Origin of the sequence: Edwardsiella anguillarum ET080813, assembly GCF_000264765.2 — a bacterium.
Lineage (GTDB): Bacteria > Pseudomonadota > Gammaproteobacteria > Enterobacterales > Enterobacteriaceae > Edwardsiella > Edwardsiella anguillarum.
Genome location: NZ_CP006664.1, coordinates 2,296,253 through 2,312,556 on the forward strand (window position 1 = coordinate 2,296,253; position 16,304 = coordinate 2,312,556).

Consider the following 16,304-nt stretch of genomic DNA (forward strand, 5'->3'; position numbering starts at 1 on the left):
GCGATCATCCTTAGGCTACTTGGCAGCCAGTTCTTTGACTAAATCGGCCATGGAGTCGACGGATTTGATGCTCTTGGTCATGATCAGATATTTACCGTTGACTACATAGGCCGGTACGCCCTGGATCTTGGCTACGTCGTAGGCGGAGGCCTTCCATTCACCCAGGGTCTTTTGTACCGCGGGATCCTTCAGCCCCTCCTCCAGATCGGCGTGGCTCAGGCCAGCGGCGTCCAGCCCGGTTTGGGTAAAGGCAGCCGGATCCTTGCCATCCTTCCAGCGCTCTTTTTTATCGTGGTAGGCCGCGTAGTAGGCAAACTTGGCCTTTTTGAACTGAGAGGCATCGTCGAAGATGGAGACACCGGCGGCGCGATCCTTATTGAGCAGCACGGCGAGAATTTCGCTGCCCTGTGGTCCATAGACACCTTTGGTATCCAGGTGGTACGGCTCGAAGCGTACGACATCCTTAACCTTTTCGCTGACGGGGCCGGTGACCGCCTTATCATACTTGTAGCAGAAGGGGCAGTCGTAGCTGAAGACCTTGATCAGAGTCTTCTGGGCGTTGGGAATCGGCTTTTCCAACACCACGTAGTCCGTGCCTTCGCTAAAGGCGGCCGCGCCGAAGGCGCAGGTCAGCAGTGTGGCGCCCAGTAGGGCTTTCAGGTGTGTTTTACCCAGCGTTAAATGCATAGTGGAGACTCCTTTCCTAAAGCGATACGGAATGGGCGTATCCAGGGATACGCCCATGGACGTTACAGGAACAGCCCCTGCGGCCGGATCAGCGCCGCACGGTAATGGGTTTGGTTAGCCTTGTCGGACAGCACGTCCAGCTCGACCTTGACGTCTTTGGTCTTGTAGTCGATTTCATTTAGGCGACCGGTGGTCGGCTGGCCCGGCTCAAACAGATTGGTGGAGCCGCCGAAGCTGAACATGGTGTCGCGATCCGGCTGGTATTCGACGATCGAAGTGATCGGGTTATACCATTCATAGCCTCGATCCTTGCCATACTCCCAGAGCTGCTGCACGGTCATATTCTTTTCATCGATCTTGTACTCCACGATGCGTGAATATTTCATGGTGGGCAGCGCCGGCTGCTCCAGGTGGCGGCCATCGCCATTGTCGAAGACCGTCAGGGTGCCCTTGGGCGATAGCCAGGCGGTGTGCTGGGTATAAGTGAAATCGAAATCGCTGTTTTCGCAGACGCCCTTGGCGCTGCAGTTCAGTGGTTTATTCTGCGCATCAACCGGCTTGAGCAGCTTGGCGGAGAGCTTCTCGTTCCAGCCCTCAGCCGGTGCCAGGATCCACTTCACCTGCTTGTCGCGGCCAATTTTGATGACTCCCTGGTGACGGGAGGAGAGGATGATGCTGTCGTCTTTAGGATCGTAGGCGATGGAGTTGACGTGGGCCCAGTTACGCCCTGGGCCGACGCCCAGTGCATCGCCAAACGGCGTATCCGGCTCCAGCTTGGCCTGTTTGCCCGCGTGGTCCAGATCGACGTTAACGCAGACGGCGCCGGCGTCGAGCGCGCCGAGTAGGCTGTCGCGCAGCGGATCGAGGATCAGGTTAAGATCCCAGACGTCGACCACCCGTCCGGCCTTGTCCACCTCCAGAATATGGTCGCGGATGGTGTGTACGCGCTGCCCATCGTCGCGCAGGTAGTTGCGTTTGCCGACGCGCAGCATTACGTTGCCGTTAGGGATCTCGATCGACTCATGGGTGGCGTCGAGGTAGCCGCGCGGTAGACGGTGATTATTCAAGATCTGGCCCATCATGTCGAACTCGTACCAGCGCTGCCCTTGCACGGCGGTAAAGGTTCCGCGCGGCGTTTCCCGGATCCCCATCAGATAGCCGCGCTGGTTGATGTCAACATCATGGCCGTTATAGAGCGTATCTTGATTCAGCCACCAGCGATATTCACCCTGGGTGTCGACAACAAAGGTAAAGGGCGCGATATCGAATGGCAGGGATCCGGTCGCCGGGCTCGCATCCAGCAGACCGGCATTTTTATCTTTTTCGCCGCTCCAGTGCAGATCAGATCCCTGCGAGGTAAAGGTATGGGTATTGACTAAATAGAGACGGTCCTCAAACCCTTTGGCAACTTTAACCGGTTTCACCTGCTGTAAATCGGTGAGTGAGCGGTTATCCATATATTTATTGACGATGGCAGAGGTTCGGATGGTATAGGCATCTTTTTTGAGTTTTCCACCCTCCTTATATTCAACTGTGACCTGGTTATCATGTTTTTGATACAGGCCAAAGATAGGAATGCCATCGTAGGTTAACAGGGATGATTTGCCGACGGGATAACTGACGGCAACGCCATTTTTTCCTTTCCCTTGCACGGTGACTTTAACATCGGAGATGGTGTGTCCATTCAGGTTGATTAATGCCGTGAGCGGTGAGTTGCCATAGGGGTCAACCACGACGGAGCCGAGATTACCGACGGCTGGGGCTGCCGGCATGCCGGCGGCGTGAACGGTGGGAGAGACGGCGCCGATGGCGAATGCAATGGCACCTGCGACCAGCGTTTTTCTGGTTGTGCTGAGCATGGTATTCTCCTGACTTTGCAATAAATCCATTTTTATCATCAGTGGACAGCCCACGTTGGGTTGCATGCCGTCCGCGCTATCCCAAAAGGGGAATTCGGTATCTGCTACGCCGCAGGGCGCAGCATAAATAGGGCGATGATGAGCAATGATGGATGGTTATCATTGTCGTGATAAACCAAGATATTACGCAGGTGAATATATATTGTTGAATTTAATCTTGCTTGAATTATTTTTATTTATTATTAATTGATGTGTTTGATGATGCGTATATGTTTGACGGCGCCATAATATTATTATTTGATACGTATCACGTAATTAACCGCAGGCTTTATTTCTTTTATACCGATATTAGGTTATCTCTATTCGGAGATAAATGCTTATTTCCGGATAATGATCATGCGTAAAATGAATAATGTGGCCGTAGACAGTGAGCGACTGGCTCTGTTCCGCGCGCTGGCGGAAACCGGCTCTTTGACGCAGGCCGCAGGCCGGGTTGGCCTGAGTCAGGCGGCGGCGAGCCGGGCGTTGAGTAAGCTGCGCGCCGTCTTTCAGGATCAGCTGTTTGTGAAGGGGGGCTATGGTATGCAGGCCACGCCACGTGCCCGAGAGCTGATGCCGCGGGTCACCGCTGCGCTGCAGGCGCTGGATCATTTGACGATGCCCTATGAGTTCGAGCCGCAGGCGCTGCGGCGTACCATGTACTTGGGCGCGGTGGACAACGGTGTCTGGATGATCTTTTCACGGGTCGTGAAGTCATTGTTCCAGCAAGCGCCCAATGCGCGAATCGAGATCTTGCCCATCGGTGACGATCTGTTTTCTAGCCTGAAGTTCGGCCGCATGGATCTGGCTATCTATCCGCTGATCGACATTCCGGCCGATTTTCACGAGGCCAATCTGTTTAAGACCACCTTTTCCTGCCTGGTGCGTCAGGGGCATCCGCTGGCGCGTCAGATGCTGCGTGGGGAGACGCCGACCTTAGCGCAGATCAACGCCTATCGTCGGCTGCAGGTGAGCCTGCACGACGGCCAGCCTGGCGCCACGGTGGGTAACGCGGTTCATCGTCAGGGAAAAGACTATGATGTCGCCATGTCAGTGCCCTATTTTTTGGCGGCACCGATGATCCTGGCGCAGACCGACTTTGTCCTGACCTTGCCCACCCAGACCGCCCGCCATTTCTCCCAGATGGCCAACCTGGCGATCCTACCCTATCCCGATGGTGAGACCGCCTTCTATACACGGCTGATCTGGCATCATCGGGTACACCATGATCCGGTGATCCAGTGGCTACGGGCGCTGTTTTTGCGCTTTGTCTCGGAGGAGGCGGCGCTGGAGAGGGGACGGGATAACGCCGACGCCGCGGGAGGCCGCGCCGGCGCAGAGTGCTACACGCAGAGATAGCTTAGGATACCCTGAGCCGCGCGGCGTCCCTCTGCGATGGCGGTCACCACCAGATCGGATCCGCGTACCGCATCGCCGCCGGCGAAAATCTGCGGGTTACTGGTCTGATGGGGATAGTCGCCGTGGTCTGCGGCGATGATGCGCCCTTGGGCATCGAGATCCACGCCGTGCTCCGCCAGCCATGTCATGGCGTGCGGGCGGAAACCGAACGCCAGTATCACCGCATCGGCTGCCAGCGTGACCTCGGCGTTGGGCACGAGACGCACGGCGCGTCGGCCGGCGGCATCGGGATCCGCCAGCGCTGTTTGTGCCATGCGAACGCCGCACACCCGCCCGGCGGCGTTGGTTTCAATGGCCAGCGGCTGCAGGTTGAAACGAAACGCAGCGCCCTCTTCGCGGGCGTTTTTCACTTCGCGCCGGGAGCCGGGCATATTGTCCTCATCGCGGCGATAGGCGCAGGTGACCTGGGTGGCCCCCTGGCGCAGGGCGCTGCGTACGCAGTCCATGGCGGTGTCTCCCCCGCCGAGCACCACCACCCGTTTGCCATGCATGGAGACGTGGGGGGTCTGAGGATCCTCGGGGTAGCCCATCAGATGGCGGGCAGTGGCGATAAGGTAGGGCAGGGCGGAGTGTACGCCGCTGGCCTCCTCCTGCTCCAGTCCACCGGGGAGGGCCTGGTAGGTGCCAACGCCGAGAAAGACTGCGTCAAACTGGCTCAGCAGACTCTCCAGCGTGATATCGCGTCCGATCTCGGTATTCAGATGGAAACGGATCCCCATGGCGCTGAAAATCTCGCGCCGGCGGACCATAACCTGCTTTTCCAATTTAAACGCGGGAATGCCAAAGGTGAGCAGTCCGCCGATCTCCGGGTGGCGATCGAAGAGTTCGGCCTGTACGCCGCTGCGGGCCAGCACGTCGGCACAGGCAAGGCCCGCGGGGCCGGCGCCGACGATGGCGACCCGTTTCCCGGTGGGCTGTACGCCGCTGAGATCCGGCGTCCACCCCTCGGCCAGCGCTTTGTCGGTAATGTAGCGCTCTACGCTGCCGATCGTGACGGCGCCGAACTCATCATGCAGCGTGCAGGCGCTTTCGCATAGGCGATCCTGCGGGCAGACCCGGCCGCACACCTCCGGCAGGCTGTTGGTCTGATGGCTGAGCGTCGCCGCATCCCAAATACGTCCTTCGTTGGCCAGCTTCAGCCAGTTAGGAATGTAATTATGCAGCGGGCAGCGCCATTCGCAGTAGGGGTTACCGCAGGAGAGACAGCGATCGGCCTGCGCTTGCGCCTGGCCGTCGGAGAAGGGTTCATAGATCTCGATAAATTCGCCCTGGCGCTGCTTTAGCGGCTTTTTCGGCGGATCGATACGCTGTAGGTCGATAAACTGATAGACATTCTGACTCATGATTTCTCCGCCCCCTTATTGTGCCTGCACGCGCAGCTCGGCTGCGGAGCGGCTACGGTGTCCCAGTAGCGCTTTCACGTCGCTGGATTTCGGCTTGATCAAGACAAAGCGCGCGGCCCACTGTGGCCAGTCGGCTAGGATGGCCTCTGCGCGCCCGGATCCCGTCAGCCGGACGTGCTCGGTGATCAGCCCGCGCAGGTGCTCCTCGTGGATGGGCAGCGCCGCCATGTCCAGCACCTCAACCAGCTCGGCGTTGACGCGCTGGCGGAACTCGCCGTCTTCATCGAGCACATAGGCAAACCCACCGGTCATGCCCGCGCCGAAGTTGATACCGGTGCGGCCTAACACGCAGACGATACCGCCGGTCATGTATTCACAGCCGTTATCCCCGATCCCCTCAACTACGGTGAGGGCGCCGGAGTTACGCACGGCAAAGCGCTCGCCGGCACGCCCGGCGGCGAACAGCCTGCCACCGGTGGCGCCGTACAGACAGGTGTTGCCGATGATGCTGGCCTCATGGCTGCGGAAGGCGGAGCCGACCGGCGGTCGGATGACGATACGGCCGCCCGCCATGCCCTTACCGACATAGTCGTTGGCATCGCCGGTCAGGGTTAGCTCGAGGCCCGCGGCATTCCACACGCCAAAGCTCTGACCTGCGGTACCGCTAAACTGGATCTTCAGCGGTGAGGCGGCCATGCCCTGCTCACCGTAGCGTTCGGCGATGGCTCCGGAAAGCGAGGCGCCCACCGAACGATCCGTGTTATGGATGTCGCAGAACAGCGTGCGCCCCTGACGGGCCGCGATATTCTCCTGTAGCTGAGACAGCAGGCTTTGGTTGAGCTGCCCCGAATCGAAGGGGGGGTTGCCTTCGCTGCAGTGCAGTCCCTTGCCCGGATGCGGCGTGGCCGTATGTAGCAGAGGCGCGAGATCCAGGCGGCTCTGCTTGGCGGTCTCTCCTTCCAGTACCGTCAGCAGATCGGTGCGACCGATCAGGTCGACCAAGCGGCTGACGCCCAGCTGTGCCATCAGCTCGCGGGTTTCCCGCGCAATAAAGTGGAAGTAGTGGGTCACGCGCAGCGGCAGGCCGTGGAAGTGGTCGCGGCGCAGCTTTTCATCCTGGGTGGCGACGCCGGTTGCGCAGTTATTGAGGTGGCAGATCCGCAGATACTTGCAGCCCAGCGCCACCATGGGACCGGTGCCGAAGCCGAAGCTTTCCGCGCCGAGGATCGCGGCTTTGATGATATCGGCGCCGCTCTTCAGGCCACCGTCCACCTGCAGACGGATTTTATGGCGCAGCCCGTTGGCTACCAGCGCCTGCTGGGTCTCTACCAGGCCGAGCTCCCAGGGACACCCCGCGTGTTTCACGGAGGAGAGCGGGCTCGCGCCGGTGCCGCCGTCATAGCCCGCGATGGTGATCAGGTCGGCATAGGCCTTGGCGACCCCGGTCGCGATGGTGCCCACGCCTGGTTCAGAGACCAGCTTAACGGAGATCAGCGCCCGCGGATTGACCTGTTTGAGATCGAAGATCAGCTGCGCCAGGTCTTCGATAGAGTAGATATCGTGGTGTGGCGGGGGAGAGATCAGCGTGACGCCGGGCACCGAATAGCGCAGTCGGGCAATGTACGGGGTCACCTTATCGCCGGGCAGCTGACCCCCTTCGCCCGGCTTGGCGCCCTGCGCCACTTTAATCTGGATCACATCGGCGTTGACCAGATAGGCGGGCGTGACGCCGAAGCGCCCGGAGGCGACCTGTTTGATACGTGAGGCTTTATCGGTGTTGTAGCGCGCCGGATCCTCTCCGCCTTCGCCGGAGTTGGAGAAGCCGCCCAGGCCGTTCATCGCCTGGGCCAGCGCCTCATGGGCCTCGGGGCTCAGCGCGCCGATGGACATGGCCGCCGTATCGAAGCGTTGGAACAGGGCGCTTTCCGCCTCAACCTGCTCCAGCGCCAAGGGCTGCGCGACGGGGCGCAGCGCCAGCAGATCGCGCAGGGTGGTGATCGGGCGCCGGTTGACCAGGCTAGCGTAACGCTGGTAGTCGCGATAGTCGCCGCTCTGGACCGCCTGCTGTAGAGCCTGCACCACATCGGGGTTATAAGCGTGGTACTCACCGTCGTGGACATATTTCAGCAGTCCCCCCTGATCCAAGGGCTGGCGCGGCAGCCAGGCTCGGCGGGACAGATTGTGCAGATCCTGCTGGAAGTCGCTGAAGGTCGCTCCACCGATGCGGCTGACGACCCCGGGGAAGCACAGATCGCAGATCGCGGGGTGGAGGCCGACGGCCTCAAACAGCTTGGAGCAGCGGTAAGAGGCCACCGTGGAGATGCCCATTTTGGACATGATCTTGTACAGCCCTTTATTAATCCCGTTGCGGTAGTTCAGCATCACCTGGCGGTAGCTGCGCGCGATGGCTCCGCTGTCCACCAGCTTGGCCAGGGTTTCATAGGCCAGATAGGGGTAGATTGCGGTGGCGCCAAAGCCAAGCAGCACGGCAAAGTGATGCGGGTCGCGGGCGCTGGCGGTTTCGACAATGATGTTGGCGTCGCAGCGCAGGCTCTGTTCGACCAGGCGCCGCTGCACCGCCCCGACGGCCATCGGCGCCGGGATCGGCAAACGCTGGGCGCCGATGGCGCGATCGGACAGAACCAGCAGCACCGCGCCGCGGCGCACCTGGGCTTCGGCCTCGTCGCACAGGGCGGCGAGGGCCAGTTGCAGATCCTGCTGCCCGGGATCGAAGGTGATATCCAGGGTTTCGGCGCGATAGTGCTCTTTTTCCTGCCCGATCAGCTGGGCGAAGTCAGAGTAGAGCAGCACCGGCGACTTAAAATTAAGGCGGTGCGCCTGTCCCTCGGCTTCACAGAAGACGTTCATTTCGCGCCCGATGCTGGTGGAGAGCGACATGACGTGGGCTTCGCGCAGCGGATCGATCGGCGGATTGGTGACCTGGGCGAACTGCTGGCGGAAGTAATCATAGATGAGGCGCGGGCGGCTGGAGAGGACGGCAAAGGGCGTATCGTCGCCCATTGAGCCGGTCGCTTCCTGGCCGTTCTCCCCTAGCACCCGCAGGGTCTGGTCGATCTCTTCCTGACTGTAGGCAAACTGTTTTTGGTAAGTGAGCAGCGCCGCATCGTCCAGCGTACGGCTGCCGACCCGCTCATCGGGCAGATCCTCAAAGGGGATCAGGCGCCGGACATTTTTCTCCATCCATTCGCGATAGGGGTGGCGGCTTTTCAGATCGTCGTCGGTTTCCCGCGAGTGCAGGATCTGCCCGGCGCGGGTGTCGATCACCATCAGTTCGCCGGGGCCGACGCGCCCTTTCTCCACCACTTCATCCGGCTGATAGTCCCAAATTCCTACCTCTGAGGCGCAGGTGATCAGCCTGTCTTTGGTTATCACATAGCGCGCGGGACGCAGGCCGTTGCGATCTAGGTTACAGGCGGCGAAACGTCCGTCTGACATCACGATGCCGGCCGGGCCATCCCAGGGTTCCATATGCATCGAATTAAAGTCGAAGAAGGCGCGTAGGTCGGGATCCATGTCCGGGTTGTTCTGCCAGGCCGGCGGCACCAGCAGACGCATGGCGCGCACAATATCCATCCCCCCGCTTAACAGCAGCTCCAGCATGTTGTCGAGAGAGCTGGAGTCAGAGCCGGTTTCGTTGACAAAGGGGGCGGCGTCCTGCAGATCGGGGATCAGCGGCGTCTTAAATTTGTAGGTTCGTGCCCGTGCCCACTGACGATTACCGGTGATGGTGTTGATTTCACCGTTGTGTGCCAGATAACGAAACGGCTGCGCCAGCGGCCAGCGTGGTACGGTGTTGGTCGAGAAGCGCTGGTGGAACAGGCAGATGGCCGACTCCATGCGCAGGTCAGCCAAATCGTGGTAAAAGCGCGGCAGGTCGGCGGGCATGCACAGCCCTTTGTAGATGGTAACCAGATTCGAGAGGCTGCAGACATAGAAATCCGGATCCTCGATGCGCTTTTCTATGCGCCGACGGGCGATAAACAGACGGCGCTCCAGATCCCGCGGGCGCCATCCGGCCGGGGCATTGATGAAGATTTGCGCAATGTGCGGCATAGAGGAGAGCGCGATGTCGCCCAGCACCTCTTGGTTGACGGGGACGTCGCGCCACCCCACGATGGAGAGGGTCTCGTTCTGTAGCTCCTCCTCAACGATGCGCCGGGCGGCTCCTGCTCGCTCTTCGTCGCGGCTGAGGAACAGCATACCGACGGCATAGTTCTTGGCCAGTCGCCAGCCACGCTCTTCTGCCACCATGCGCAGGAAGCGATCGGGCTTTTGTAGCAGCAGGCCGCAGCCGTCGCCGGTTTTGCCGTCGGCCAGGATGGCGCCGCGGTGCTGCATGCGCGCCAGCGCATGAATGGCGGTACGCACGACTTTGTGACTCGGTTCGCCTTCTATATGGGCAATCAGGCCGAAGCCGCAGTTGTCCCGTTCATGGGATGCATCGTACAACATATTCAGTGAACCTCCCCAAGCTCTGCGCGGCCCCCACCGCCGGGCGCAGCGGCCTGTGGCTGGCAGGTTCTCGGTCGTTTGACCGGAGGCGCCCGTCGGGCAGCCGCCTGCATCAGTATTCACAAGCACACTGTCACGCGTTGCGCGGGGATCGTAACTAACTGGATAACTATGATGTGATGTTGTGTCCATCCGGAAGGGTGTTGTTTTTATTTCCGGCGGCTTTTCAACTTATCGGGAAAGATTTCGCAGGTCAAATGTGGGCTATATCACAGTTTATCGGGGCGTGTTTTGTGATACAGGATTGATTTTTAATGAAAATATATAAAAAAGTGCCTTGATGTGTCGCGAGAAGCGGACCGGCGGTGCCTACCGGGTAACACTGTCAAATTAGCCTGTTTGTTATTTTGTATGCTATTTAAACAAGTTAATTAAGACTAATATGTCGTATATAAAGAAGATGTTGATAATTAATTTTGTTTTTTCATCGCAGACTCATTCCGGTGCGGATCGTCGCAGAGCGCGGCGCTGTTTCGTGTGTAACAGTGAATTTAAAGTCATTTAATATGAATTGTGATGCGATGGTGGCGCGAGGGGATCGCCGTTGGCGCGTAAAAAAGCGGCATGGAGTATAATGGCGGAACTTGCCAGCGGGTTATATAAGGCCTCTTTTACTATTATGCAGTTGCAGCAATTGGTCAATATGTTCGGCGCCGACCTACAGCGCCGCTATGGGGAAAAAATTCATAAGCTCACGCTGCACGGCGGATTTAGCTGCCCTAACCGCGATGGAACGCTGGGCCGCGGCGGCTGTACGTTTTGCAACGTGGCCTCCTTTGCCGATGAACAGATGCAGCGGCGCAGCATCGCCGAACAGCTGGAGGCGCAGGCGCGCAAAGTTAACCGGGCGCGACGCTATCTGGCCTATTTTCAGGCCTATACCAGCACCTATGCCGAGGTCTGCATCCTGCGGGATATGTATCGGGAGGCTCTGCAGCAGGCCGATATGGTCGGCCTGTGCGTCGGGACCCGTCCCGACTGCGTACCGGAGAGCGTGCTTGATCTGCTGGCGGAGTACCGTGAACAGGGTTACGAGGTGTGGCTGGAGCTCGGGCTGCAGAGCGCCAACGATAAGACGCTGCGCCGGATTAACCGCGGACATGATTTCGCCTGCTATCAGCGTACGACCCGCGCCGCCCGGGCACGTGGACTGAAAGTATGCAGCCATCTGATCGTTGGACTGCCCGGAGAGGCGCACGCGGACAGTCTCAGCACGCTGCAGCGGGTGGTGGAGACCGGCGTCGAGGGGATCAAGCTGCATCCGCTGCATATTGTGACCGGCAGCGTACTGGCCAAGGCCTGGCAGGCTGGGCGCCTGCAGGATCTGGCGTTAGATAGCTATGTCCACACCGCCGGAGAGATGATCCGCCACACGCCGCCAGAGGTCATCTATCACCGGATTTCCGCCAGCGCTCGCCGTCCCACGCTGCTAGCCCCCCAGTGGTGCGAGAACCGCTGGACCGGGATGGTCGCCATTAATAACTATCTGCTGGAGTGCGGCGGCCAGGCTTCGGCGCTGTCGTAGCCTGCCCTCCTGCGCGGATTTTACGGTATGATTAATAACTTATCCTATTAAGCGACCGGCGTCGCCGTACGGGGCGCGCCGCCGTTGGCTCCCGTCATGACATCCGCCGGGGATAGGTTTACACCGAGATAATTGCCGGGGGAGTGCAAGATGAAACAAATTCGGGTATTGGCCCAGTATTACGTTGATTTAATGGTAAAACTTGGGCTGGTGCGCTTCTCCATCCTACTGGCATCGGCGCTGGTGCTGCTGGCCATGGTGGTGCAGATGGCGGTGACTATGCTTCTGCGTGGTCAGGTGGACAGCATCGACGTGGTGCGCTCGGTCTTCTTCGGCCTGTTGATCACCCCCTGGGCCGTCTATTTTCTGTCGGTGGTGGTGGAACAGCTGGAGGAGTCGCGTCAGCGCCTGAGCAAGCTGGTGAATAAGCTGGAGGAGATGCGTCACCGCGATCTGAAGCTGAACCAGCAGCTCAAGGACAATATCAGCCAGCTTAACCAAGAGATTGCCGATCGCGTCAAGGCCGAAGAGGCCCGCCTGCAGGTACTGGATACCCTGCAGCACGAGATCGATCAGCGCGAGCTGGCGCAGGTAGAGCTGGAGCAGCAGTCGGCGCTGCTACGCTCATTCCTCGACTCCTCTCCGGATCTGGTCTACTACCGCAATGAGAACGGTGAGTTTTCCGGCTGCAATCGGGCGATGGAGCTGCTGACCGGCAAGAGTGAAAAGCAGCTGATCGGACTGACGCCGCGCGATGTGTACGATCCGGATATCGCCCAGAAGGTTATCGAGACCGATGAAAAGGTTTTCCGCCATAATGTTTCCCTCACCTACGAGCAGTGGCTGGTCTATCCCGACGGGCGTAAGGCCTGCTTTGAGCTGCGCAAGGTGCCCTTCTATGATCGGGTGGGCAAGCGCCACGGCCTGATGGGCTTTGGGCGCGATATCACCGAGCGCAAGCGCTATCAGGATGCCCTGGAGAACGCAAGCCGTGAAAAAACCACCTTTATCTCGACCATCAGCCATGAGCTGCGTACCCCGCTGAACGGGATCGTCGGCCTCAGCCGTATCCTGTTGGATACCGAGCTGAATGAGGAGCAGTTGAAATACCTGAAGACCATCCACGTCAGCGCGATAGCGCTGGGGAATATTTTCAATGACATCATTGAGATGGATAAACTTGAGCGGCGCAAGGTACAGCTGGATAACCAGGCCATCGATTTTACCGGCTTTCTGACGGATCTGGAGAATCTGTCCGGGCTATTGGTGCAGCCGAAGGGGCTGAGCTTTACGCTGACGTCGGATCCCGCGCTGCCGCATAAGGTGATAGCGGACGGAACGCGCCTGCGCCAGATCCTGTGGAACCTGATCGGCAACGCCGTCAAGTTTACTCAGCGCGGCGGTGTCAGCGTTCGCGTCTGGCGTGAGCAGCAGGATAAGCTGCTGTTTGAGGTGCGCGATACCGGCATCGGTATTCCTCCGGAGGAGCAGGATAAGATCTTCGCCATGTACTATCAGGTGAAAGATATGCATGGCGGCAAACCGGCCACCGGCACTGGCATTGGCCTGGCGGTCTCCAAGCGTCTGGCGCAGACCATGGGCGGCGATATCGTGGTGAGCAGCGTGGCGGGAGAGGGAGCCTGTTTTACCCTCAGCATCCGGGCGCCGGTCGTCGAGGAGGCGTTGAGCGAGCCGCCCGAGGAGGAGGAGATGCCGCTGCCGGCGCTGCACGTCCTGCTGGTTGAGGATATTGAGTTGAACGTGATCGTCGCACGTTCGGTGCTGGAGAAGATGGGGAACAGCGTTGATGTGGCGATGAGCGGCGCCGAGGCGCTGGCCATGTTTGCACCGCAGGAGTATGACCTGGTGTTGCTGGATATTCAGCTGCCGGATATGACCGGCCTGGATATCGCCCGCACGCTGTGCCAGCGCTATGGAAAACCAGCGCTGCCGCCGCTGGTGGCGTTGACGGCGAATGTATTGAAAGATAAGAAAGAGTATCTGGACGCAGGGATGGATGATGTGCTGAGCAAGCCGCTGGCCGTGCCGGCGCTGACGGCGGTGATCCGCCGCTTCTGGGACAGCGCCCCGGCGACGGCGCTCGAGGCGGGAGAGTCCCATGCGCACGATCTCTGTGAGCTGCTGGATACCGAGATGCTGCAGCAGTATCTGGATCTGGTCGGGCCGCAGCTGATCGATCAGAGTCTGGCGGTATTCGAGAAGATGATGCCGGGCTATCTGTCGGTGCTGGAGTCCAATATGACCGCGCGCGATCAGAAGGGGATTACCGAAGAGGGACACAAGATTAAAGGCGCCGCAGGCTCCGTGGGACTGCGTCATTTACAGCAGCTGGCGCAGCAGATCCAGACGCCGACGCTGCCGGCCTGGTGGGATAATGTGCAGGAGTGGATCGACGAGCTGAAACAGGAGTGGCGCCACGACGTGCAGATTTTACGCGACTGGGTTGCGCAGGCTAATAAAAAATGACCCCGACGGAGTCGGGGTGCGCAACGACTGCGCCAACACCAGGGAAAACGAACATTTACGCATAGTTGATGAAAGAAATTATCAAGAAAAAGTTTGCGTAAATGGATCTAATCGGTTCGACGCACAGCGTCATCAACATACCAATAAGTTGGTTATGGATGTTAGTTCATTCAGTTAAATGTGTGATGTGTTCGTTTTTTTGCCAATACAAAGCCGTAGGGTGTTGACTTCCCCTAAAGTAGTTACTAATGCACAGGGCGCAGGAACGGCACGGATGCAGCGTAAAAAGCGAATAGTTAAGCGTGGTTAATTCTTTGGCGTTCTCCTTGCCGTCCGCGGGATGGGGAGCCTATTCACCGATAATGAGGAGAGGCGATGAAACGAGTCGGCGTAGTACTCAGCGGCTGCGGAGTCTTTGATGGGAGTGAGATCCACGAGGCGGTATTAACGCTGCTGGCGCTGTCCCGCGCCGGGACTCAGGCGGTGTGTTTGGCGCCGGATCGGGAGCAGGCGCAGGTGATCGATCACCTGCGCGGAGAGCCGACGGCGGAGCGGCGTAATATTTTGGTGGAGGCGGCGCGGATTGCCCGCGGCGATGTGACGCCGCTGGCGCAGGCGGATGCCAGCCAGCTGGATGCGCTGATCGTGCCCGGTGGATTTGGCGCGGCTAAAAATCTCAGTAGCTTTGCGACGGATGGCGCGGAATGCAGCATTGATCCGGCGCTGCAGCATCTGGTGACGCGTATGCACCGCGACGGCAAGCCGCTGGGGTTCATTTGCATTGCGCCGGCGCTACTGCCCAGGCTGCTGGGGGGGCCCGTGCGGGTGACCATCGGTAACGATGCCGCCACGGCCGCCGCGATTGCGGCGATGGGCGGGGAGCACGTGGCCTGTGCGGTGAATGACATCGTGGTCGACGAGGCGCAGCGGGTCGTGACGACGCCGGCCTACATGCTGGCCAACACTATCGCCGAGGCGGCTGAGGGGATCGATAAGCTGGTCGCACAGGTGCTGGATATGACCCGATGAGTCAAACGGCAGCGTCGCGTCGGGTGCTTCAGCGCATCAGGTGTTGGGGGAGCCGCCTGGTGCTCGCGCTGCTGGGGGCGTGGATCGCCGCGCTGCTGATATTCGCTGTGCTGCCGGTGCCCTATTCCACGGTGATGGTACAGCGACAAATCGGGGCCTGGTTACACGGTGATTTTAGCTATGTTGCCCACCAGACCTGGCGGCCAATGTCGCAGATAGCGCCACAGATGGCGCTGGCCGCGATCGCCGCGGAGGATCAGAAGTTTCCCCAGCACTGGGGGTTTGATCTCACTGCTATCGGGCAGGCATTGGACAGCGCGGATGAGGGGGGAGGCCCGCTGCGCGGTGCCTCGACGCTGTCGCAGCAAACCATGAAAAACCTGCTACTGTGGGACGGTCGCAGCTGGCTACGCAAAGGGCTCGAAGCGCCACTGACGCTGGCGGAAGAGCTGGTGTGGAGCAAGCGGCGTATTTTAACGGTGTACCTGAACATCGCGGAGTTTGGCCCCGGCGTCTTCGGGGTTGAAGAGGCCGCCCAGCGCTATTTCCACAAGTCGGCCAGCCGGCTGACGGCGGGAGAAGCGGCGCTGCTGGCGGCGGTATTGCCTAATCCACATCGCTTCAGCGTACGGGCACCCTCGCGCTATGTGCTGCAGCGTCAGCGCTGGATCCTACGCCAGATGCGCCAGCTGGGCGGAGAGGCTTTTTTACAGCGCTACGATCTGCGTTAGCCGCCGATAGACATCAAACATCCCCGCCGCGGCGGGGATGTTTGGCTATTGCGTTGCGGCTTTACTTCAGCAGCGAGAAGGCGGTGGTGACATGTTTCACCCCGCTGACTTTACTGGCCGTTTGCGCGGCGGCCTGTCCCTCTTTGGGCGTCACTAACCCCAGCAGGAAGACCTCGCCATTTTCGGTGGTCACCTTCACATTGGTGGATTTCACCTGATCGCTGGCCAGTAGCTGGGAGCGTACCTTGGTGGTGATCCAGGCATCGGCCGAGGCCGTGCCCAGGCTGACCGGCTGGCCTAAACGGATCTCATTATAGATCGCCTTAGTGCCTTCAACGCCCATCGCGATCTGCTTAGCGCGGCTAATCAGCGCCTGGCTTGGCGCCTGACCGGTCAGCAGCACCTGCCCCTGATAGGCGGTTACCACGACGCGCGCCTCTTTCTTCAGCTGGGCGTCTTTGCTCAGGGCGTTGGAGATACGGGCCTCCAGGGTGCCATCGTCGACCTGGGTACCCACGCTGCGGGGATCGCTGGCCGCCTGGGTTGCCATAGTCGCACTGCCGATCACGGCGGCGACGCAGCCTTGCAGCAGCAGGGCACTGAGGACGACCAGCGCGGGAAAACATCGGGTTAAGGGAAAACGCATCGTCAT

10 protein-coding genes are annotated in these 16,304 nt (G+C 59.8%); 5 read left to right on the plus strand and 5 right to left on the minus strand.

Annotation, left to right across the window (positions count from 1 at the left end; genetic code table 11):
- Positions 1 to 15: 15 nt before the first annotated feature.
- Entirely contained in the window at positions 16 to 687 is a 672-nt protein-coding gene (locus ETEE_RS10400; protein WP_034162774.1) for a thiol:disulfide interchange protein DsbA/DsbL, read from the minus strand.
- Positions 688 to 749: 62 nt separating this feature from the next.
- Entirely contained in the window at positions 750 to 2,546 is a 1,797-nt protein-coding gene (locus ETEE_RS10405; protein WP_034162773.1) for an aryl-sulfate sulfotransferase, read from the minus strand.
- Between the two features lie 396 nt (positions 2,547 to 2,942).
- Here ETEE_RS10405 and ETEE_RS10410 point away from each other — a divergent pair, with 396 nt between their 5' ends.
- Positions 2,943 to 3,944 carry a LysR family transcriptional regulator gene (locus ETEE_RS10410; RefSeq protein WP_034162972.1) on the plus strand — a complete coding sequence of 334 codons (1,002 nt, stop codon included), beginning with the start codon at positions 2,943 to 2,945 and terminating at the stop codon, positions 3,942 to 3,944.
- On the opposite strand, the gene ETEE_RS10415 is transcribed toward ETEE_RS10410, so the two are convergent.
- Both ETEE_RS10415 and gltB read right to left on the minus strand, forming a co-directional pair.
- The gene (locus ETEE_RS10415) at positions 3,929 to 5,347 is read right to left on the minus strand and encodes an FAD-dependent oxidoreductase (protein WP_034162771.1); all 1,419 of its coding nucleotides are present in this window, start codon (positions 5,345 to 5,347) and stop codon (positions 3,929 to 3,931) included. The genes ETEE_RS10410 and ETEE_RS10415 overlap by 16 nt on opposite strands.
- 15 nt (positions 5,348 to 5,362) lie before the next feature.
- The gene (gltB, locus tag ETEE_RS10420; protein WP_034162770.1) at positions 5,363 to 9,820 is read right to left on the minus strand and encodes a glutamate synthase large subunit; all 4,458 of its coding nucleotides are present in this window, start codon (positions 9,818 to 9,820) and stop codon (positions 5,363 to 5,365) included.
- A gap of 679 nt (positions 9,821 to 10,499) precedes the next feature.
- Here gltB and mnmL point away from each other — a divergent pair.
- The 4 genes from mnmL (at position 10,500) to mtgA (ending at position 15,652) form a co-directional block, all read left to right on the plus strand.
- Positions 10,500 to 11,405 (plus strand): tRNA modification radical SAM protein MnmL/YtqA, encoded by a 906-nt coding sequence (gene mnmL, locus ETEE_RS10425; RefSeq protein ID WP_034162970.1) that lies wholly within the window; start codon positions 10,500 to 10,502, stop codon positions 11,403 to 11,405.
- 150 nt (positions 11,406 to 11,555) lie between these two features.
- Positions 11,556 to 13,892 carry an aerobic respiration two-component sensor histidine kinase ArcB gene (arcB, locus tag ETEE_RS10430; RefSeq protein ID WP_034162769.1) on the plus strand — a complete coding sequence of 779 codons (2,337 nt, stop codon included), beginning with the start codon at positions 11,556 to 11,558 and terminating at the stop codon, positions 13,890 to 13,892.
- A gap of 375 nt (positions 13,893 to 14,267) precedes the next feature.
- Positions 14,268 to 14,921, plus strand: a complete 654-nt coding sequence (gene elbB / locus ETEE_RS10435) for an isoprenoid biosynthesis glyoxalase ElbB (RefSeq protein ID WP_034162768.1) — start codon at positions 14,268 to 14,270, stop codon at positions 14,919 to 14,921.
- Positions 14,918 to 15,652, plus strand: a complete 735-nt coding sequence (mtgA, locus tag ETEE_RS10440) for a monofunctional biosynthetic peptidoglycan transglycosylase (protein WP_034162767.1) — start codon at positions 14,918 to 14,920, stop codon at positions 15,650 to 15,652. Before elbB ends, mtgA begins: the two co-directional genes overlap by 4 nt.
- A 61-nt stretch (positions 15,653 to 15,713) precedes the next feature.
- On the opposite strand, the gene dolP is transcribed toward mtgA, so the two are convergent.
- The gene (dolP, locus tag ETEE_RS10445) at positions 15,714 to 16,304 is read right to left on the minus strand and encodes a division/outer membrane stress-associated lipid-binding lipoprotein (RefSeq protein WP_045425275.1); all 591 of its coding nucleotides are present in this window, start codon (positions 16,302 to 16,304) and stop codon (positions 15,714 to 15,716) included.